General features: G+C 58.1%; 10 protein-coding genes. All 10 read right to left on the bottom strand.

What is annotated here, in order from left to right:
* Positions 1 to 63: 63 nt before the first annotated feature.
* Positions 64 to 738: a winged helix family transcriptional regulator gene (locus DMP05_RS05080; RefSeq protein WP_123219452.1), complete on the bottom strand. Its 675-nt coding sequence runs from the start codon at positions 736 to 738 to the stop codon at positions 64 to 66.
* 11 nt (positions 739 to 749) lie between these two features.
* Positions 750 to 2,081 (bottom strand): glutamine synthetase family protein, encoded by a 1,332-nt coding sequence (locus DMP05_RS05085; RefSeq protein WP_123219453.1) that lies wholly within the window; start codon positions 2,079 to 2,081, stop codon positions 750 to 752.
* Positions 2,082 to 2,271: 190 nt separating this feature from the next.
* Positions 2,272 to 4,560 carry an EAL domain-containing protein gene (locus DMP05_RS05090; protein ID WP_123219454.1) on the bottom strand — a complete coding sequence of 763 codons (2,289 nt, stop codon included), beginning with the start codon at positions 4,558 to 4,560 and terminating at the stop codon, positions 2,272 to 2,274.
* A gap of 111 nt (positions 4,561 to 4,671) precedes the next feature.
* Positions 4,672 to 5,448: a type 1 glutamine amidotransferase gene (locus tag DMP05_RS10130; RefSeq protein ID WP_244595055.1), complete on the bottom strand. Its 777-nt coding sequence runs from the start codon at positions 5,446 to 5,448 to the stop codon at positions 4,672 to 4,674.
* Positions 5,449 to 5,451: 3 nt separating this feature from the next.
* Positions 5,452 to 6,855, bottom strand: coding sequence for a Mur ligase family protein (locus tag DMP05_RS10135; RefSeq protein ID WP_244595056.1), 1,404 nt, complete (start codon positions 6,853 to 6,855; stop codon positions 5,452 to 5,454).
* Positions 6,856 to 6,995: 140 nt separating this feature from the next.
* Positions 6,996 to 9,089 carry a glutamine synthetase III family protein gene (locus tag DMP05_RS05100; protein ID WP_123219503.1) on the bottom strand — a complete coding sequence of 698 codons (2,094 nt, stop codon included), beginning with the start codon at positions 9,087 to 9,089 and terminating at the stop codon, positions 6,996 to 6,998.
* Between the two features lie 239 nt (positions 9,090 to 9,328).
* Positions 9,329 to 11,110 carry a DUF3825 domain-containing protein gene (locus DMP05_RS05105; protein ID WP_123219455.1) on the bottom strand — a complete coding sequence of 594 codons (1,782 nt, stop codon included), beginning with the start codon at positions 11,108 to 11,110 and terminating at the stop codon, positions 9,329 to 9,331.
* 69 nt (positions 11,111 to 11,179) lie between these two features.
* Positions 11,180 to 12,430, bottom strand: coding sequence for an amidohydrolase (locus tag DMP05_RS05110; protein WP_123219456.1), 1,251 nt, complete (start codon positions 12,428 to 12,430; stop codon positions 11,180 to 11,182).
* 261 nt (positions 12,431 to 12,691) lie between these two features.
* The gene (locus DMP05_RS05115; protein ID WP_123219457.1) at positions 12,692 to 17,065 is read right to left on the bottom strand and encodes a DNA-directed RNA polymerase subunit beta'; all 4,374 of its coding nucleotides are present in this window, start codon (positions 17,063 to 17,065) and stop codon (positions 12,692 to 12,694) included.
* Positions 17,066 to 20,659 (bottom strand): DNA-directed RNA polymerase subunit beta, encoded by a 3,594-nt coding sequence (gene rpoB, locus DMP05_RS05120; protein WP_114614675.1) that lies wholly within the window; start codon positions 20,657 to 20,659, stop codon positions 17,066 to 17,068.
* Positions 20,660 to 20,988 lie beyond the last annotated feature (329 nt).

The following is a 20,988-nucleotide window of genomic DNA, read 5'->3' on the forward strand; positions in this document are numbered from 1 at the left end:
ACAAGAGAAGACCAACCCTCAGGTTGGTCTTCTCTTCATTGCATGCAAATGGGCCTTGCGCGTTTAGCTCTGCCACAAATAGCCAGCGCCACGCACGGTTTCGATATGCTGGGCAACCTCGGGGCCGAGCTTAGCGCGCAGGCGGCGCACATGCACATCGACCGTGCGGCTGCCGCCGTAATAGTCGAAGCCCCACACCTGGGAGAGCAGCACCTCGCGCGAGTAAATTCGTCCCGGATGCGTGACCAAAAACGACAGCAGGGCATATTCCATGAACGTCAAATCGATAGGCTCGCCATTGACCTTCACCTGATATGTCGCCAAGTTCACCGTGAGCGCGCCCATATGGATGAAGTCGGCATCGCTCGTCATTTCGCCTGGCCACAATAGGCGACGGCAGCGAAGCTTGATCTCGTCGTCACTCGCGCCGCTGCATGCAAAATCGCTCGTCACGCGCACGGGCAGGCGCACCGACTTCATGCGCGATTCGTCGAGCATCAAAAACAGCGCGGAATCGCCGCCGCTGGCAAGCTCGGCTTCGATGGCCGAAATGTCACACCCGCCATTGGTATCGTCAATCACGAGCAAGTCAACGCCCAAACCGTGACCGGAAGAAAGCGCCTGCGCAGGCGGCACTTTCAGCGAACGCACGTCGGCATCCATAGAAGAGAATAACGCGGACGCACGTTCGAGCGTGATAGTGCGGCCGCACGAAACAAGAATCGTCTTGGAATGCATAGCGCGCCTCCCTACAGCCTTGCCAGATAACGATCGATTTCCCACGAGCTCACGTGCGCGCGATATTCCTCCCATTCGGCGCGTTTGGCCGAAATGAGGTTCTCGCAAATCACATCGCCAAGAATCTCGTGCATGAGTTCCGATTTCTCGAACTCGTCAATCGCCTGGGAGAGGTCGCGCGGCAAGTATTTCAAGCCGCGTTCGGCGATTTCAGCCTGAGAAAGCTTGAATAGGTTTTCTTCAACCGGCGCACACAGATCGAGGCCTTCCTCGATGCCCTTGAGGCCCGCTCCAAGCATGGCAGCGTACGCTAAATACGGATTCGCCGCCGAATCGACGCTGCGCACCGCAATGCGCGTCGATGAGGGCTTGCTCGGCTTGTAGCGAGGCACGCGCACCATGGCCGAACGGTTTCGGCTTCCCCACGACACGAGCACGGGAGCGTCGAAGCCTGGCACCAAGCGCTTGTAGGAATTCACATATTGGTTGGTGATCAGCATGTATTCTGGCGCGTACTTCAAAAGGCCGGCGATATAGCTCTTGGCGACCGATGAAAGCCCCATGCCATCGGGGTCGTTCGTATCAGCAAATGCGTTGCCGCGCTCGTCGAACAGCGACTGATGCACATGCATCGCGCTTCCCGGTTGACCCTCGATAGGCTTCGGCATGAACGAAGCATGCACGCCCTGCGCATGGGCCGTTTCCTTAATGACAAGGCGCGCGGTTACCACGGCATCGGCGGCGGAAAGCGCGTCGCAGAAACGCAAGTCGATTTCCTGCTGTGCCGGAGCCGCTTCATGATGCGAGTACTCAACGGGAATGCCCATCTTCTCGAGCGTGAGCACCGTTTCACGGCGAAGGTCGGACGCATTGTCGAGCGGCGCCAAGTCGAAATAGCCGCCCTTGTCGATAGGCTCAGGCGCGGAATCGCTCTTGAAGCAGAAATACTCGACCGCCGTGCCGATATTGACCGAATAGCCCATCGCGCCTGCACGCTTCAGCATATTCATGAGCACATGGCGCGAGTCGCCGGCAGCCGGCGCCCCGTCGGGCGTGCGCAAATCGCAGAACATGCGCGCCACGCCATCGTCGCTCGGGCGCCATGGCAGCACTTGGAAAGTCGACGGATCAGGGTGCACGAGCATATCGGAATCTTGCAAACTCGCAAGCCCTTCGATAGACGAGCCGTCAAAGCCGATGCCTTCTTCAAACGCGATTTCGATATCGGAAGGCGTAATGGCGACATTTTTCAGATTGCCGAAAATATCGGTGAACCACAATCGCAAAAAGCGAATGTTGCGCTCTTCGATTTGCTTGATGACATATTGCTTCGTATCAATCATGAAAGCCCCCTGACGGCCGTTTTGAGCAAAGTCCGCTTGCGGCGAAAAGCGGACCGCAGTTATCAGGAATAATAGCATCGTGGGTGTTTATGCGGCTGTTAAAGGAATGTTACGAAGAAAACTCGAATCTATGAATAAGCGCCCGAACGAATTCGGGCGCTTGAAGTTTCGGATTCTGTAGCATGAGCCGTTATTCGATGGCCTGCGGCGAAGCCGATTGGGTCTGGCTCGCGATGAGTTCCTCGCAATCGGCTGGAGGCATGGGCTTGTGGTAATAAAAGCCCTGCACAAAACGACAACCGAGATTTTTAAGGAAGTCGACCTGACCTTTCGTTTCAACGCCCTCAACAACCACGGGCAGCTTAATCTTCTTCACCAGATTGATGGCCGATTGTACGATTTCGCTGCCGCGCTCGCTCGGCTCGACCGACATGAAACAACCATCGAGCTTCACGCAGTCGATATTCATGTCGCGCAGCATAGAAAGCGAGGATTGACCGCTGCCGAAATCGTCCATATATACAGCGTAGCCCATCGACTGTACTTGTCGTGCGAGCCTGTTCACGGACTCGCAGTCGCTCACGAATGCGCTTTCGGTTATTTCGACTTTCACATAGCGCGCAGGCACGCGATAGCGCCGCGCGAACCGATCGAGAACCGCCGCGACATCCATAGACATGATGTCGACATGAGAAACGTTAATGGAAATGGGAATCACGGGATCACCCGCATCAAGGCGATCACCTATCCATTTAAAGACCTGCTTCCAAATACAACGGTCGAGCGAGCTCACAAAGCCGTTACGCTCAAGCACCGGCACAAATACCGCAGGCGATACGTAAGCCCCGTCAGCGGTTCGCCACCGCGCAAGCGCTTCAGCGCCCACAATACGACCCGTCGAAATGTCGCACTGGGGCTGCAGGAAGAACGTGACGTTTCCGCTATTCAAAGCGCGCTGGAAATCGGAGAGCAACGAGTGCTCCATCTCGTTTTGCTGGTATTCGCCCGCATCGAAATATTGAATACGATCTTTGAGCTCATGCTTCGCCTTGCCCAGGGCGAATTTCGCCTTGTCGCAATCGGCAAGCGAAATATCGGCACCGCGTTCAAGCGGAAAAACGCCAAACGCTGGCAAGAAACCGATGGCATCATCATGAGCGGAAACGATAGCGAAAATGCGGTAGTACAGGCCATCGATTTGCTTTTTGTCGAATGGCATGCATACCATAAAATTGTCTTGGCCCCAATGGCCCGCGAAGCCCACGCCGTGCGCCTCCATATCGCGCAAAACGTCGCCAACCTCACCGAGCAGCGCGTCGCCCTCCCGCTTTCCATACCAATCGTTGAAAATGCGCATATGGCCCAAATCAATGGATACCATACAGCGCCGATCATCGGGATGCTTTATCGCATAGTCGTTTGCGTGGCGCAAGAAGTCGTTGATACGAGACAAACCCGTGATTGGATCGGTACTATGGGCCGCCGTCGCGTTGCGCGTTGCGGCACATGAAAGAGGGTGACTCTGCCCGGAAGATTGCCTGGAATGATTCACGACCTCAGCGACACGACGATACAAATCGTCAATCACCATCGTGGGACGTACCGCAATACGCGGATATCGCGCAATTGCCACCGTGGCGGGAAGCAGAACGTCCATACTGCCCACACGCACGGGTTCGGTCACAAGACGAAGAACGTCATTCGCCCAGCCTTGCAAATTGCGGCCATCGTCGCGATCGAGTACAAGCACGTATTGCAAACCGTATGAGCGATATAGATGGGCGCCTTCCGCAAATCGCACATCGGCGCCTATACGCTCGATGGCCCGAGTGATTACACCGTTTGACACCTCGATGCCGTATGACACAATAAATTCTGACATGTCTCCGATTTGCAGCACGATGAAATCGGCACCCTGGTTGTTTTCGCGCCTATGGGTCAACTCAGCATTGAGTTCGCGAACATCGTCGATGCCCGTTATTGGGTCGCTTCCCGCCGCTATGCTGCGATTCACGATGGTTCCCGCAAATATGCGCGGCTCGTCGGAACCGCCTTCCATCACGACGCCTTGGCAATCGACCGTCACATAGCGCCCCGACGCGTTTTTCGCGCGATACGTGAGACGGTGGGCCTTCTTCTCACCAGAAAAAACCTGGTCGATATCGTTGGACCAGGCCCCACGATCGGAAGGATGAATGCGTTCAATCCAAATAGAGCCGGCATCGTACATCATGTCACCCGGCAAACCGAAATCGACCACCGCGTTATGCGACCACCGCGACCAATTGCTTTCGATATCGCACATAAATAGATAATGGCCTTCAGCCGTGAACGACATAGCCTGGAAAAGACGGCGTTGAATGCCCTGAGGGTCTTGGAACGCACGAGGGGGCGCCGTGACGTCGGCCGGCCCCTGCACCTCGATAGCATCGTTTTTTGGGGTCCCTTCCTGAGGCACCACCGCATTTTGTCGCGCCATACAGTACCTTCTCACAATCCACGCACTATTGAGGTGCTGTCGGTCGTGAACAAGCTGTTCACGTGCCGCATAATCCACTCATCGCCAGAAATCAAGCGATAACTGCTCAAATTATCGCACATTCAAACGTTTCGCCATCACACGATTTGCCTCAAGCTCAACGGCATCGTCGAGCGGAACCAGCTCGAGCGCATCGCCGCGACGGTCAAAGGCCCGCGCGATAAGATAGTCGGCGACCTGCGGGTTTTTCGGCAACAGGGGGCCATGCAGGTAGGTTCCAATAAGGTTGCCCTGATGCACGCCCTCAAAGCCGTCTTCACCATTGTTGCCGAATGTTTTGCCGAGCACGCGGCCAAGCGGCTTTGCGTCGGAGCCGAGCGTCGTGCGTCCGCCGTGGTTTTCGAACCCGACAATCGGCGCATCGCAAATATCGCTTTGGATAACGGCATTGCCGATAAGACGGCCCTCGCCGCGCACGGTTTCCATATCGATGACCCCAAGGCCTTCGACCACCACATCGTCCATGGCGTAGCTATGACCCAAGAATTGGTAGCCGCCGCATACCGCGAGCAGCACGCCGCCATCGGCCACATAGGCGGAAAGCTCGCTTTTTCGCGCGACCATGGCGTCTTTCACGATCATTTGCTCTCGATCGGCGCCACCGCCGATGAACACGATATCGGCTTGCGAGAAATCCATGGCGTCGCCCATACCAATCTCGCGCACCTCGACGGGCAAACCGCGCCACTGCAAACGGCGCGTAAGGGCAATCACGTTGCCACCATCGCCGTAAAGGTTCAAAAGCTCGGGGAACAAATGCACGATGGTAAGCGGTTTCACATCGTCGCGCACCGAGGGCATGTGAGCCCATTTCAAAGAATCGACCATGGCTTATTCCTCCCCCTTCGCGGCGGCTTCAAGGCCTTCGAGCTCGCGGCGAACGGCCGGCAGCGCGGTGTAGTTCGCAATGATGTACACCTTGCCATCGTCGACGCGCGTCGCAGCCAACACATCGGCGACGTTCTCAACGATTTCGGCCTGGATGCCCGCATACTTCAAGCGCACCTGCATATCGTTCGCGCGCGTGCCGCCCACAAAGGCGCGCAGGCCTTCGATCTGCGACCAACGTTCGAAGTCGATATCCCAAAACCACGACACGTCGTGACCATCGGCGTCGTTGTCATTCACGAATAGCGCGAGCACGCGACCGCGCTCGTTGAGCACGATGCGAATGTTTTGGTTGAAGCCCGTGGGATTCTTCGCGAGGTTCGTCATGACCTTGCGCTCTCCCAAATCAAACGTTTGAAGGCGACCGTTCGTCGGGTGGTACTCGCGCACGGCAGCCTGATAGTTTTCGAAAGACACGATGCCCGACAGCTTCGAGATGGCATAGGCGGCAAGCACGTTGTACACCATGTAGGCGCCCGTGTGCCCCGTATGCACGCTGCGGCCATCGATATCGAACACGAAGCCGTCTTCCTCCAGACGCACATTCGTCGCCGCAAAAGCGAGCTCGGGACGCGCCCACCCGCAATCGGGACAACGATAGGCGCCGAGCTGGCCATAGTGCACGTAGTCGTATTCCAACGCGCCGCCGCACTTTTGGCAGAAACGGCTATCGGAAATGCGGTCGGCGGAAAGGCCCATGTCGCTCGCGATGCCGAACGCAAGCGATTTGTTGGGAATGCGGTCGGCAATGGCCGCGCACAGCGGATCGTCGCCGTTGAACACGAACGTGGTTTCAGGCGTTTTCGCGAGCGCTTCGGCGATGGTGGCCTGAATGCGGTCGATTTCGCCAAAACGGTCGAGCTGGTCGCGGAACAGGTTCAGCAGCATGAAATAATGCGGGCGAAGGCGAGGCAGCACATACTTGGTGTACATCTCGTCGCATTCGAAGCAACCCACGGGCGCCTGCGCGGCGCTCGCGGCGTCGACAACCTTCGACGTGTCAGGCGCGAGCATGAGCGACGTCACGATGCCCGACTGCAGGTTGTTTCCCTCGCGATTGCAATACAGCGGCACGCCCGCGGTTTGCAAGCAATCGGCAACGAGGTTCGTGGTGGTGGTTTTGCCGTTCGTGCCCGAAATCACGGCTACGGGATTCACCTTTTTCGCCAGGTCGACCAAAACCATGGGGTCAACCTTAAGCGCCATAGCGCCCGGGATATTTCCCGCAGAGCGATGCATGAACGTTTCGCCGCCCCATCGGGCCGCTCGACCCAAAGCCACGGCAGCCGTCGCACGAATTCCCATATATGTCACCTCGCGAATATCGCCACAACAAGAAAGGGGCATGCGGCCCCTTTCGCTTCTTATCATTCTATCATTGGCGCCAATGCGTCACCCGCAGACCTGTTAAACGCTCAGAGCATTTAACAGGTCTGCCGAATAAACGTCAGCGAGCACGGGCCCATGAGTCTAGCCGCAAGGCCAGACTAGCAGTAGAAAAGCATGTCGTCGTATGTCGGAACGGGCCAATAGTCGCTTGCGACAATAGGCTCCATAGCGTCAACCGCGGCACGCAGGGCATCCATCGCGGGGCGCACCTTGTGGGCGTACGCGTTGGCCTGCTCTTGGGAATCGGCAATCGCCTCGGCCGCGACATGGGCATCGCGCAAAGCATCGAGGCCGTCGTAAATCGCGTTCACGCCTTCGGTGAGCGTCTTGAGTTCTCGGTGCTCGTGCGACATGGGCGCATCGGGCATCGCGGCGGTCACCGTGGTAATGCCCTTGGCGATCTTCGTGGCATATGCGCTGATCACGGGCAAATACGTGCGACGCGCCATGACTTCCATGGTGTTCGCTTCAATATTCATGAGCTTGTTATACTTCTCAAGCTTCACCTCGTAACGGCTGCGTGCCTCGACGGGCGAAAGCACGCCCATCTCAGAGAACAGCTCGAGGTTCTTCTCGGCAACGAAGCACGGCAACGCATCGGCGGTCGTGGCGAAGTTGCACAGGCCACGGCGCTCGGCTTCGACATGCCATTCCTCAGAATAGCCGTCGCCCGAGAACAGGATGCGCTTGTGCGCCTGCAGGCTCTTGCGAACCCAATTGAGCGCGGCATGCTCGAATTCCATGTCGCCGCGCGCCTCCATGGCATCGGCGAATTCCTTGAGCGTTTTCGCCACGGCGGTGTCGAGCACGGTATTCGCGTCGGACACGTTCACGCTCGAACCCGGCATGCGGAATTCGAATTTGTTGCCCGTGAAGGCGAAGGGGCTCGTACGATTGCGGTCGGTCGTATCACGCTCGAGGTTCGGCAGCACGTCAACGCCGAAGTCGAGCTGCTCGCGCAACGTGTGCGCGGCAGTTTCGCCCGAAGTAAGCGCGTCGATGATGCTCGAAAGCTCATCGCCCAAGAAGATCGAGATAATGGCCGGCGGAGCCTCATGCGCGCCCAAGCGATGGTCGTTTCCGCAGCTTGCAACGCTCATGCGCAGCAAGTCTTGATAATTGTCGACCGCCTCAATAACACAGGTAAGGAATACGATGAACTGCAAGTTCGCCTCAGGCGTGTCGCCCGGGTCGAGCAGGTTCTCGTCCTCGGTGCCGAAGCTCCAGTTGTTGTGCTTGCCCGAGCCGTTAATGCCCTCAAACGGCTTTTCGTGCTGCAAGCACACGAGGCCATGGTGGCTCGCGAGCAGCTTCATCATTTCCATGGTGAGCAGGTTCTCGTCAACCGCGCGGTTCACGTTGCAAAACACCGGGGCGAGCTCATGCTGGCATGGCGCGACTTCGTTGTGCTTGGTTTTCGCGGCAACCGCGAAGCCCCACAACTCGTCGTCGAGCTCTTTCATAAACGAATTCACCGTAGGGCGAATGGCGCCGAAGTAATGCTCGTCGAGCTCTTGGCCCTTGCACGGCGGCGCGCCAAACAGTGTGCGGCCGCACACGATGAGGTCTTGGCGACGCTCGTAATCTTTTTCAGAAATAAGGAAGTATTCCTGCTCGGTGCCCACGTTGACCGTGACGTGAGCGGGATTTTTGCCGAACAGCGCAAGCACGCGTTTCGTCTGCTTGTCGAGCGTGGCCATAGAGCGCAGAAGCGGAGTCTTCTTGTCGAGCGCCTCGCCCGAATAAGAGCAAAACGCCGTGGGCACGCACAGCACTTCGTCTTTAATGAATGCGGGGCTCGTGGGATCCCACGCGGAATAGCCGCGCGCCTCAAACGTTGCGCGCAAACCGCCATTGGGGAAGCTCGATGCATCGGGCTCGCCCTGAACAAGCTCTTTGCCCGAGAATTTCACAATCGCCGTGCCATCGCCCACCGGATCGAGAAAAGCGTCGTGCTTTTCCGACGTGATGCCCGTAAGGGGCTGGAACCAGTGCGCGAAATGCGTGGCGCCATGCTTGAGGGCCCATTCCTTCATGCCGTGGGCGACGGCGTTTGCCACGTCAAGATCGAGCGGCTTGCCCTCCTTCACGGTTTCAGAAAGCTTCTTGTACACGTCAGAGGGCAAATATTCCTTCATGACGTGATCGGAGAAGACCATGGTTCCATAACGACTCGTGAGGTCGGCGTTCATGTGGGCTCCTAAATCGATTGTTCGTTCAGTGAAAACGAGGCCGTGGCATGCCTTCATAAAAGTTTCCACCATGTTTCGAGAGCCATTCTAACGGTATGTGTGCGCTTTCGCCGCCTAAAGCGCGCAAGCGGCAAAAACTATACGAATCAATGCAAGATGGTCGTCACACGACGAAGGGGTGTATGCCCCGCAAGCAAAACGCCCCGCTTCATACCAAAGCGGGGCGCTCTTCATAGTTTTTAGGAAAGGCGCAGCGACGTGTTGAGCCAATCGCTGTCGGGCCGACAAATGAGCCTTGCATTGTTGTAAGCCATCTTCATGGTAAGGATCGTTTGCCCAATATAGGCCCCCGATTCCATAAGCTCAACGACAAGCGCGACATCGGGCTGCTCGTTTTCGGTAAGATCGAGCGGAAGAAGCAGGCTCATCGTGTTCTTTGTGGGATAAAACGCCGGAACGGCCGTTTTGAAATTCCACTCGACACGCTTTTGGGCAAGCTCGATAGCGTCATCGAGCCTATTGATAAGCCTGCGCTTGATTCTCACGTTGTCCTCGACAGCCTCGCGAAGCTCATCGTACGCGGCGCATCTCGACGTGTCGTCCTCGGCATGCATCGTTTTGTCGAGCGCCTCTATCGCATCATCTGCGCCACGAAGCTCTTCAGCGAGAAATGCCTTCGGCAATCGATCGATGTTGTCGAGAAGAATGTGGTCGACATCGCGCTGAAGCGTTCGACTCCCGTCAAAAAGCAGGTCATCCTTCTTTTCGACATACGACGCCCTTTGCGGCAGAGGCTCAAACGAAGCCACGAGCTTCTTTCCCCACATTCTCGAACCCGCTTTGCAGAACGCCTCGAAGCGCCAAGGCTGCTCCATGTTCGACGGGGAGAAGCACGCATAAATCGCCTCATACGTTGCGTCGACGAGGCCCGTATTGAATGCGGCAATTCCCCTTTCGCGGTTTTCGAGCACTTTGCCCTCAGCCTGCAACCTATAGAAGGTATACGTGAGATAGCTTTTGAGAATCGAATTCGACTTCGGCTCATCGTCGGCTTCGAACCCCCACTTTTCAGCGAGAGCCATCTCGGCAAGGCTTTCGATCGTATCGTCGAAATTCCCCAGGTAGGCCCAATCGAAAAGCGCGTGGCCAGCGCGCACCTTTTGCCGAGCGAAGTTGTCCACGAAGCAGACATGCCACGGCAACGCACCCGGCCTTTCCGCCCCGCGATCGCGTTTGATGGAAACCTCGACGAGCGTTTCTCCGTCGTCGCGCACGATGCTCACGGGGAAAATGACCTTGCCTTCGTAATACCGAAGCACACGGTTGGACAGCGCATAGTCCCAATCGCGATTCAGCAATTCCAATACGTCGATATTGCGCTGCTCATATTCGGCAATCTGCTCGTTGCGACGCTGCGACACCCAGACGAACGAAGAAAACTCGGCATCCATTGAATCGAGCTCGTTCAAAACGGCAAGGGGCACAGGGTTCACGAGATAATCTTCGGATTCCTGCATACCCGCAAAACCGTCCTCCATAAGCGCCGGGAGCGGCTCTTTGGGGAGTCGGGGCTTTTCCGATTCGGCCTTCGCCTCGGCAACGCAATCGCGACGCAGCTTCATATGCTCGACAATGGGAACATACGACAGAAACCACGCAGGCCCACCTTCCTGCGCATTCTCAGAGATAGAGAGCTCAACGGCCTCGCCATTCGCCATTTCGATATGCGTTGGGAAGCTGATCGTTTTCGCGTTGTGCATGCGCAATGCACCCTGAGAAAAAGCCTCGCGCCAGTCGGCGCTGACAAGGCTCATGAAATCGAGACCCGGCCCATACAAGCTCGAGAGTTTCGACCTCGACGCATACGGAATGAAAGCGAGCTTCAGCAAATCGTCCGACAACTCGCCAAGAAGCCCTGCAGGAACGGGGGCTTCGACATATTTCTGCAAGCGAGCAGCGCTTGCGATGAGCTGGCGATCGGCATCGCATAAAAGGCCTTCGTTCATCTGCTGCTCATCCATAGAGGTCTCCTTGACTCTCAATACATACCGTCGCGATTCGTTGGGTTTCGCGCTTGTGTTCGCCCAGCGTTATTCTGCCAGAAAATCGATGGCATATTGGGCGGCAAGCGCCGCACCGTTTTTCAGAACGCTTTCATCGACCGTATAGTACCCGCTGTGCTGAGGATACACCGCATCAACATCGGGGTTTCGGCAGCCAAGGAACACAAACACGCCAGGCACGATATCGAGATATTCGCTAAAGTCTTCACCTGCGAGGGTACCTTCGTAATCGCTGACCGCCTCTTCGCCGAACAGCTTCACGACAGACTTGCGGCAACGCTCGGCGCATTCGGAATCGTTCGACAGGCCGGCATTGCCTTCTTGATACGTGAGTTTCGCCTTCGCGTTGAACGCTTTCGCCGAACGCTGGATAAGATGTTCCAGGCGCTCGGGCATGGCTTTGCGCGTTTTGTCGCTCCACGTACGAATCGTGCCCGTAAGGTAGGCCGAGCCAGCCATGATGTTGCGGGCTTCGCCTCCATGGATTTCGCCCACGGTAACCACGAGGGGCTCGAAGGGGGAAATGTCGCGGCTCACAAGAACCTGAAGCGCCACCACGATTTCGGCCGCAACCACCACGGCATCGACGCCCTTGTGGGGCATGGAGCCATGAGCGCTCACGCCCTTGATATCGATACGGAACCAATCGGTGTTGGCCATACGCTGACCAGGCGCGCATGAAATAGTTCCCGCATCGACTTCGCTCCAAATATGCGTGCCGAAAATCGTATCGACGCCATCGAGCGCCCCCGCCTTGATCATCATGCGAGAGCCAACGGAGCATTCCTCGGCAGGCTGGAACAGCAGGCGCACTTCCCCATGGATTTCATCGGTCATGCCCAAAAGAATGCGCGCCGCGCCGAGCAGCATGGACATATGGCAGTCGTGGCCACACGCATGCATGACGCCTTCGTTTTCCGACGCATACGGAGCGCCCGTGAGCTCGGTTACAGGCAGGGCGTCAATGTCGCTTCGCAGCGCGATGCGACGGCGCGGATTTCCCTCTGCGTCATACGCGTCGGGCGCCGTTCCTTTGATGGTCGCGATAATACCGTTTCCAGGTACGCGGGTGTATTCGATACCCATAGAGGCAAGACGCCAGCAAAGGGCATTTGCCGTCTCGGTCTCTTTCAGCGATAGCTCGGGATGCTTATGGAAATAACGGCGCTCAGCGATGATTTCCTTCTCTATGTCTGCCGCGCGTTGCTTGATTTCCTCGCTGACTTTGCAGCACTCCTGGTTGCGCTGCTTTTTCTTGGCTTTTTCGGCGCTTGACATCTCGCGTACCTTCCTCGCCCATACCGGCGTTTTACATATTTCCCATTCAACCCTAACACAAGCATGCTACGGCAGCGGTCACAAGGGCGTGAGCTGTGCTCATGATTCGTATCTTTGCCATAGTTCGCAACCGCCCATTCCACTGGCGACTCAAAGAAGGCGCCCAACAATGAAAACTCCACGGGCGCGCTGGCCCCAAACGCAAAAATGCCGCCCCGGTTTCCCGGAGCGGCATTCAATGTCGTTTATGCGACTCGCACGTTACTCTTCGTCTTCGTCGGACTCAGCTTCGTGCTTCTCGCTCGTCTCGCCGAAGCCCAAGTCGCCCAGGCCGCCCAGCAGGGCGTCAAGTTCGCTCAGGTCGCGATGATAGCTGCGCGGCGGCAGAGCCTCGCCCAGCATTTCCTCGCCTTCGGTGTTGAACGTCGCCGGCGAATCGCCGCCGATGAGCACCGTGTCGTCGGGGCTGAAGACCATGTCGAGCAACTGGCTCATGTCGTCGTTGGACGCAGCCAGGTCGTCCTCGATGAGATAGCTCAGGCTATGCTCAGCAAGGCCGGTCTTGAGCTCTTCGATAGCCTTGGCGCCAATGCCTTCGATGCGCAAAAGCTCATCTTCGGTGTAGCCGACCAAGTCGCCAACGGTCTCGATGCCCGCTTCGCTGAACTTGTTAGCCCAACGCTGCGAAACGCCCAGGTCGTCGTAGAGGTACAGACGCGCGTCCTCGTCGGAGAGCTGGTTAGCGCGGCCACCACGGAAGCTGCCGCCACCGAAGTAGTTGCCGTAGCCACCCATGTAGTTCTCGTCGAGCGACCAGTCCTGAGGCTGGGGCAGCAGGTCTTCGATTTCGCGAAGCTCACGCGGCGCGTAATCGGGCAGCTGCTCCTCACCTTCGGGATGCACGGGAGCACCCTTGTAGGTGAGGCCGACCTTGTGGTAGCGAGGAAGACCCGTACCAGCAGGAATCGGCTTGCCGATGATGACGTTCTCCTTCAGGCCGGCGAGAACGTCGGTCTTGCCTTCGATCGCGGCATCGGTGAGAACCTTGGTGGTCTCCTGGAACGACGCGGCCGACAGGAACGAGTCGGTAGCCAACGAAGCCTTGGTGATACCGAGCAGCAGAGGCTGGCCCACGGGGGGCTGCTTGCCTTCTGCAATGAGTTCGTTGGCAACGCGCTCGAACTCGTGGCGATTCACCTGACGACCGGGCAAAAGCTCGGAATCGCCGGCTTCCATAACAACGACCTTGCGCAGCATCTGACGCGCGATGACCTCGATGTGCTTGTCGTTGATGTCTACACCCTGGGACACGTACACGTCCTGGACCTGGGCAACGATGTAGCGCAGCGTGGTGTTCGGGTCGGTCAAACGCAGCAAGTCGTGCGGGTTCACAGAACCCTTGGTGAGCTGCTGGCCAACCTTCACAGCGCAGCCGTCGATGATGCCAGGCAACATCTGCGCACGCGCCGAAACGACGTACTCGCGGAAGTTGCCCTCGGTGTCATGCACGGTGAGCGTTTTGGTGGTCTTGTCGCCGGTAATCTGCAGGGTACCTGCGATTTCGGCGAGCACAGCCTGGCCCTTAGGCTTGCGAGCCTCGAAAAGCTCGGTAACACGAGGCAGACCGTGCGTAATGTCGTCGCCAGCAACGCCGCCGGCGTGGAACGTACGCATGGTGAGCTGCGTGCCCGGCTCGCCAATGGACTGAGCGGCGATAATGCCGACTGCAGTGCCAATGTTCACCGGACGGCCCGTGGCCAAGTCCCAACCGTAGCACTTCTGGCACACGCCATGCTCAGCGTGGCAGGTCATGACCGTGCGAATGACGACCGTGTCAATGCCAGCAGCCTCAAACGCCTTGAGCTGATCCATGCTGGTGATGTAATCGCCAGCGAGCAGATCGCCCGTGTCCTCGAGCAGGCAGCGGCCGATGAGGTTCTCGTCGATCTCGCCCTTCTCGTTATGCAGCGGATAAGGAACGCCCTCGGGCGTGCCGCAGTCGATCTCGCGAACGATAACGTCCTGCGCGACGTCGACGAGACGACGGGTCAGGTAACCCGAGTCAGCCGTACGCAGAGCGGTGTCAGTCATGCCCTTACGAGTGCCGTGCGTGGAGATGAAGTACTCCAGAACCGAAAGGCCCTCGCGGAAGTTCGACTTAACCGGGCGGTCGATGGTGCCACCCTTGGTGTTGCCCATGAGGCCGCGCATACCAGCCAGCTGGCGAATCTGCTTGATGTTACCACGAGCACCAGAGTCGGCCATCATGTAGATGGGGTTGTACTGGTCGAAGTTGGCAGCCATGGCCTCGCCGATTTCCTCGGTGGTGTCGTTCCAAATGTCAACGACCTGCTTATGGCGCTCTTCAGGGCTCATGAGGCCCATCTCGTAGTCTTCATCGATTGCGTCGACCTTGGCGTCGGCAGCGGCAAGCAGCTCAGCCTTGTTCGGCGGCATGGTGGCGTCGAAAACGGACACCGTGATGCCAGCCTTGGTGGCGTAGTGGTAGCCAGCGTTCTTCAAGCCGTCCAAAATGGCGGGCATCTCGGAAACGTCGTAGCGGTTCGAGCACTCTTCAATGAGGCGGCCGATTTCCTTTTTGTTCACAACGTAGTTGACGAACTGATGGTCCTCAGGCAGCACGTTGTTGAAGATGATGCGGCCGATGCTCGTTTCGAAGCGCTCGCCGGCCTTCACGGTCTCGAAATCGCTGAACGATTTTGCAATCTGCATGTCGCGCGTAGCACGAACAGAGATGCGAGCCTGAATGTCTACGCCCGTACCAGCCTCGAACTCGTCGAGCGCGTCCTTGACGCTCGCGAAAACGCGGCCCTCGCCCGGGAAGCCATCGCGAACCGTGGTGAGGAAGTACATACCGATGATCATGTCCTGAGTAGGAATGGTCAGCGGGCGGCCATGAGCCGGCGACTTGATGTTGTTGGCGGACAGCATGAGCACGCGAGCCTCAGCCTGGGCTTCGTTGCCCAGCGGCACATGCACAGCCATCTGGTCGCCGTCGAAGTCGGCGTTGAACGCGGTGCAGACCAACGGGTGCAGCTTGATGGCCTTACCCTCGACGAGCACAGGCTCGAAGGCCTGGATGCCCAGACGGTGCAGGGTAGGTGCGCGGTTCAGCAGCACGGGGTGGTCGACGATGACCTCTTCGAGGACATCCCACACGTAGCTCGCACCACGGTCGACAGCGCGCTTGGCAGCCTTGATGTTGGCGGCGTACTCGAGCTCGACCAGGCGCTTCATAACGAAGGGCTTGAACAGCTCCAGAGCCATCTGCTGCGGCAGGCCGCACTGGTGAATCTTCAGCTGAGGACCAACGACGATAACCGAACGGCCAGAGTAGTCGACGCGCTTGCCGAGCAGGTTCTGGCGGAAGCGGCCCTGCTTGCCCTTGAGCATGTCAGAGAGCGACTTCAGCGGACGGTTGCCCGGACCCGTGACGGGACGGCCACGACGGCCGTTGTCGAACAGCGAGTCGACAGCTTCCTGAAGCATGCGCTTCTCGTTGTTCACGATGATCTCGGGGGCACCGAGGTCGAGCAGGCGCTTCAAACGGTTGTTGCGGTTGATCACGCGACGATACAGGTCGTTGAGGTCGCTCGTTGCGAAGCGGCCACCGTCGAGCTGCACCATGGGGCGCAAATCGGGCGGAATAACCGGAATGACGTCAAGAATCATATCGGAAGGCTTGTTGTCGCTCTTCATGAAAGCGTCAACGACCTTCAGGCGCTTAATAGCCTTGGCGCGCTTCTGGCCCTTGCCATTCTCGATGGTATCTTTGAGCTCTTCGGCAACAGCCTCCAGGTCCATGTCGTCAAGCAGGTCGCGCACGGCCTCGGCGCCCATTCCGCCACGGAAGTAGTCGCTGTAGTTCATGCGCATCTCGCGATACAAGGCCTCGTCGGGCACGAGCTGCTTCGGCACGATCTTCAAAAACGCGTCGAATGCCTCGGTGCGCAGAGCCTTGCGCTCATTGTATTCGTCATAGATGTCGGCGATTTCAGCCTCGACCTCTTCGGGCTCCATGCGCTCGTCGTCGTCGATTTCGTCGGCGAACTCGTCGTCTTCCGGAACGTATTCCGTGGACAGACGGCGGGTGGCCTCGATCAGGCGATCGCGCTCGGCATCGAGTTCTTCAAGGTCGGCGGCGAGCTCGTCGCGCAACTCTTCGACATCCTCATCGCGAGCCTCGGTATCGACCCAGGTCACAATGGAGCTGGCGAAGTACAGAACCTTCTCGAGCTCTTTCGGGGCAATGTCAAGCAGGTAACCCAAGCGGCTCGGGGAGCCCTTGAAGTACCAGATGTGGCTCACGGGAGCCGCAAGCTCGATGTGGCCCATGCGCTCGCGGCGAACCTTGCTGCGGGTAACTTCAACGCCGCAGCGCTCGCACACGATGCCCTTGAAGCGAACGCGCTTGTACTTGCCGCAGGCGCATTCCCAGTCTTTAGTGGGGCCAAAAATTTTCTCGCAGAACAAGCCGTCCTTTTCGGGCTTGAGCGTGCGGTAGTTGATGGTTTCGGCCTTCTTGACCTCGCCATGCGACCAGCTGCGAATATCCTCGGCGCTCGCGAGAGAGATGCGCAGGGCGCTGAAGTTGCTCACGTCGTAATCGCTCATTTACTCTTCCTCTCCTTCGCCGAAGGTGGACTTCGGCTCATCGGAGCCGATCAGGCTCTCAACATCGGGGTTCGCGTCGGTCACGTCGTTCATCATGCTCTGAAGGTCGGCAGCGATGTCGCTCAAGGCATCGGCCTGTTCCTTCTCGGTCTTGGAAGCGTCGTTCATCATGTTCGAGAGCATGTCATCGTCACCCTCGTTGTGATGACGGCTCGCCATGGCCGCCTTGGCTTCAAGCTCGGCGGCGTCGAAGTCGATCGCCTTGTGGTCTTCGCCGATCATCTCGACGTTGAGGCCCAAGGACTTGATTTCCTTCAACAGAACCTTGAACGACTCGGGCACCTCCGCGGGCGGGATGTTCTCGCCCTTGACGATGGCCTCGTACGCCTTCACACGGCCCGACGTGTCGTCGGACTTGATGGTCAAAATCTCCTGCAGCACGTTGGAAGCGCCGTACGCGTACAGCGCCCAAACTTCCATCTCGCCGAAGCGCTGGCCACCGAACTGGGCCTTGCCGCCAAGAGGCTGCTGGGTGATGAGGCTGTAAGGGCCGGTCGAGCGAGCGTGGATCTTGTCGTCGACCATGTGGCCCAACTTCAAGATGTAGGGGAAGCCGACCGTGATGGGCTCGCGGAAGCGCTCGCCCGTGCGGCCGTCGTAGAGCCACGTCTTGCCGAACTCATTGAGCTGCGGCACGAACTCGTCGCGGGCTTTATCGCCGTACTTCGCATGGTTCAGGTTGATGAGGTTGCGGTTCGCCTTGCCAATGACGTCGACGATCTCTTCCTCGGTCGCGCCGTCGAACACGGGGGTTGCGACGTACTTCGGACCCTCGACGGCCTCGGTGGTTTCGGCCTCGTCGGACCAACCCCACTTAGCAGCCCAGCCAAGGTGGCATTCGAGCAGCTGGCCGACGTTCATACGGGAAGGAACGCCCAGCGGGTTCAGCATGACGTCGATCGGCGTGCCGTCGGCGAGGTAAGGCATGTCTTCAACAGGCAGAACGCGAGAGATAACACCCTTGTTGCCGTGGCGGCCAGACAACTTGTCGCCCTGCTGCACCTTACGCTTCTGAGCGATGTACACGCGCACGAGTTCGTTGACGCCCGGAGCCATGTCGTCGCCGTTTTCGCGGCTGAAGCGATAGATGCCCACAACGCGTCCGCCAGCGCCATGAGGCACCTTGAGGGACGTGTCGCGAACCTCGCGAGCCTTATCGCCGAAGATGGCGCGCAGCAGGCGCTCCTCAGCGGTGAGCTCGGTTTCGCCCTTCGGGGTGACCTTGCCGACCAGAACGTCGCCAGGGAACACCTCGGCGCCAACGCGAATGATGCCGTCGGCATCGAGGTCGGCAATCATGTCGTCGGAGATGTTCGGAATCTCGCGGGTGATTTCCTCGGGGCCGAGCTTCGTGTCGCGAGCGTCGACTTCGTATTCAGAAATATGGATAGACGTGAGCAGGTCTTCAGCAACAACGCGCTCGGACACGATGATAGCGTCCTCGTAGTTGTAGCCTTCCCAGGTCATGTAAGCGACCATGAGGTTCTGACCAAGCGCCAGCTCTGCGTGGTCGCAGCTGGGGCCGTCGGCCAAAACGTCGCCCGCATGGACTTCGTCGCCCTTGCGCACGATAGGCTTGTTGTTGATGCAGCCGCTCTGGTTGGAACGCTGGAACTTCGGAACCAGGTACTCGTCGAACTCGCCTTCATCATTCTTGATGATGATGGTAGAGCCGTCGACGTAGTCGACCACGCCAGGGTTCTGGGCAACGAGCACTTCGCCCGAGTCAACCGCGATGCGGTGCTCGATGCCGGTGCCGACGTACGGAGCGTGGGGCTGCAGCAAAGGCACAGCCTGACGCTGCATGTTCGAACCCATGAGGGCGCGGTTTGCGTCGTCGTGCTCCAAGAACGGAATGAGCGAGGTAGCGACAGAAGTCATCTGACGAGGAGACACGTCCATGTAGCCGACGCGCTCGGGAGCGACTTCCTCGGGCTCGCCGAAGACGCCGTCGGCGTCACGGGTGCGGCACAGAATCTTTTCAGACGGCACGAACACGCCATCGATGGTCTCGCCGAATACGCGCGTCTCGGGGTCGAACTTCTCCATAGCCTGGGCGATGGCATAGTTCTCTTCCTCGTCGGCGGTGAGGTAGTCGACCTCGTCGGTCACCTTGCCGTCGATAACGCGACGGTACGGAGTTTCGATGAAGCCGTAGCTGTTCACGCGAGCGAAGGTCGCCAGCGAGCCGATAAGGCCGATGTTCGGGCCTTCAGGCGTCTCGATGGGGCACATGCGGCCGTAGTGCGAATTGTGAACGTCGCGAACCTCGAAGCCTGCGCGCTCGCGCGACAGACCGCCAGGGCCCAGAGCAGACAGACGACGCTTGTGCGTGATGCCTGCGGCGGGGTTTGCCTGGTCCATGAACTGCGACAGCTGCGAAGAGCCGAAGAATTCCTTGATGGCAGCCACAATGGGGCGAATGTTCACGAGGCTCTGCGGAGTGATTTCGTCAGGCTCCTGCATGCTCATGCGCTCGCGCACAACGCGCTCCATGCGCGAAAGGCCGATGCGGAACTGGTTCTGGATGAGCTCGCCGACCGTGCGGATACGACGGTTGCCGAAGTGGTCGATGTCGTCGACCTGATAGCCCTCTTCACCCTCATGAAGGGCAACGATGTAGCGCATGGTTGCGACGATGTCTTCAATGGTGAGCGTAGAAGCGTCGAATTCGGGATCGAAGCCAAGCTTCTTGTTCGCCTTGTAGCGGCCGACCTTGGCGAGGTCGTAGCGCTGCGGGTTGAAGAACAGGCCGTCGAGCAGCGTGCGCGCGGAGTCGATCGTAGGAGGCTCGCCCGGACGGAAACGCTTGTACAGCTCGATGAGCGCCTCTTCCTTGGTGGTCGCGGGGTCGCGATCGAGCGTGCGCAGAACCATCTCGGAGCTGCCGAGGATATCGATGATTTCTTCGCGGGTGTCGGCGATGCCGAGGGCGCGCAAAAGCAGCGTGGCCGGCTGCTTGCGCTTGCGGTCGATGCGAACCGACAGAATGTCGCGCTTGTCGGTCTCAAACTCGAGCCATGCGCCACGAGAAGGAATAACCTTCGCGCCGTAGATGGTCTTGTCGGACGTCTTGTCGCGCTCGGCGCTGAAATAGATGCCGGGCGAACGAACGAGCTGGGAAACCACAACGCGCTCGGTGCCGTTAATAATGAACGTGCCACGAGGGGTCATGAGCGGGAAATCGCCCATGAACAGGTCGTTCTGATCTTTGATTTCGCCGGTTTCGCGGTTGATGAAACGAATCTTGGCATAGAGGGGCGCCTGGTAGGAGACGTCTTTCTCTTTGCATTCGTCGACGGTGTACTTCGGTTCGCCGAAGTGATGCTCGCCGAGCTCGACGCACATATCTTTGGTCGAATTCTCGATGGGGCACACGTCGTTGAAGGCTTCGGTAATGCCTTCTTCCATGAACCACTTGAAACTGTCGGTCTGGATGGCGATGAGGTTGGGGACATCGACGATGCCAGGGATCTTCGCGAACGAATGACGCTCCCTGTATACGCCGGCGCCGGTCTTTTCTGCCTTGGCCACAGGTCTTCCTTCCTTTGGGGTAAAAAGACGATATTCTTACCGTTTCGGCAGCCCTTTGGACGTGCTTACACGGCTAATTACGTAAACGAAAAATTTAAACACATTGAGAAATTAAGTCAAGACTTTTTTTCACGAACTGTGTTGAGTTTCTGGTTTTGGAGATTTCCTTCAAGAGCTGGAACAGGCAAAATGGCATGCGACAATCTTTTTGCGCCTTAGTTTCTTTTAGATAGTACTGCCTTGAACCTGTTAAACGCTACGAGCATTTAACAGGTGGCGAGCTCAAAAAGGCAACACCCACGGGGATAAAACTGGGCAAGAAAAAGCCG

It is taken from the genome of Slackia isoflavoniconvertens (genome assembly GCF_003725955.1).
GTDB lineage: Bacteria > Actinomycetota > Coriobacteriia > Coriobacteriales > Eggerthellaceae > Slackia > Slackia isoflavoniconvertens.

Excerpts from the sequence above, each read along its gene's own strand:
- DMP05_RS05080 (WP_123219452.1), bottom strand. The coding sequence starts at position 738 with ATGCATTCCAAGACGATTCTTGTTTCGTGCGGCCGCACTATCACGCTC.
- DMP05_RS05085 (WP_123219453.1), bottom strand. The coding sequence starts at position 2,081 with ATGATTGATACGAAGCAATATGTCATCAAGCAAATCGAAGAGCGCAAC.
- DMP05_RS05090 (WP_123219454.1), bottom strand. The coding sequence starts at position 4,560 with ATGGCGCGACAAAATGCGGTGGTGCCTCAGGAAGGGACCCCAAAAAAC.
- DMP05_RS10130 (WP_244595055.1), bottom strand. The coding sequence starts at position 5,448 with ATGGTCGATTCTTTGAAATGGGCTCACATGCCCTCGGTGCGCGACGAT.
- DMP05_RS10135 (WP_244595056.1), bottom strand. The coding sequence starts at position 6,855 with ATGCCCCTTTCTTGTTGTGGCGATATTCGCGAGGTGACATATATGGGA.
- DMP05_RS05100 (WP_123219503.1), bottom strand. The coding sequence starts at position 9,089 with ATGAACGCCGACCTCACGAGTCGTTATGGAACCATGGTCTTCTCCGAT.
- DMP05_RS05105 (WP_123219455.1), bottom strand. The coding sequence starts at position 11,110 with ATGGATGAGCAGCAGATGAACGAAGGCCTTTTATGCGATGCCGATCGC.
- DMP05_RS05110 (WP_123219456.1), bottom strand. The coding sequence starts at position 12,430 with ATGTCAAGCGCCGAAAAAGCCAAGAAAAAGCAGCGCAACCAGGAGTGC.
- DMP05_RS05115 (WP_123219457.1), bottom strand. The coding sequence starts at position 17,065 with ATGAGCGATTACGACGTGAGCAACTTCAGCGCCCTGCGCATCTCTCTC.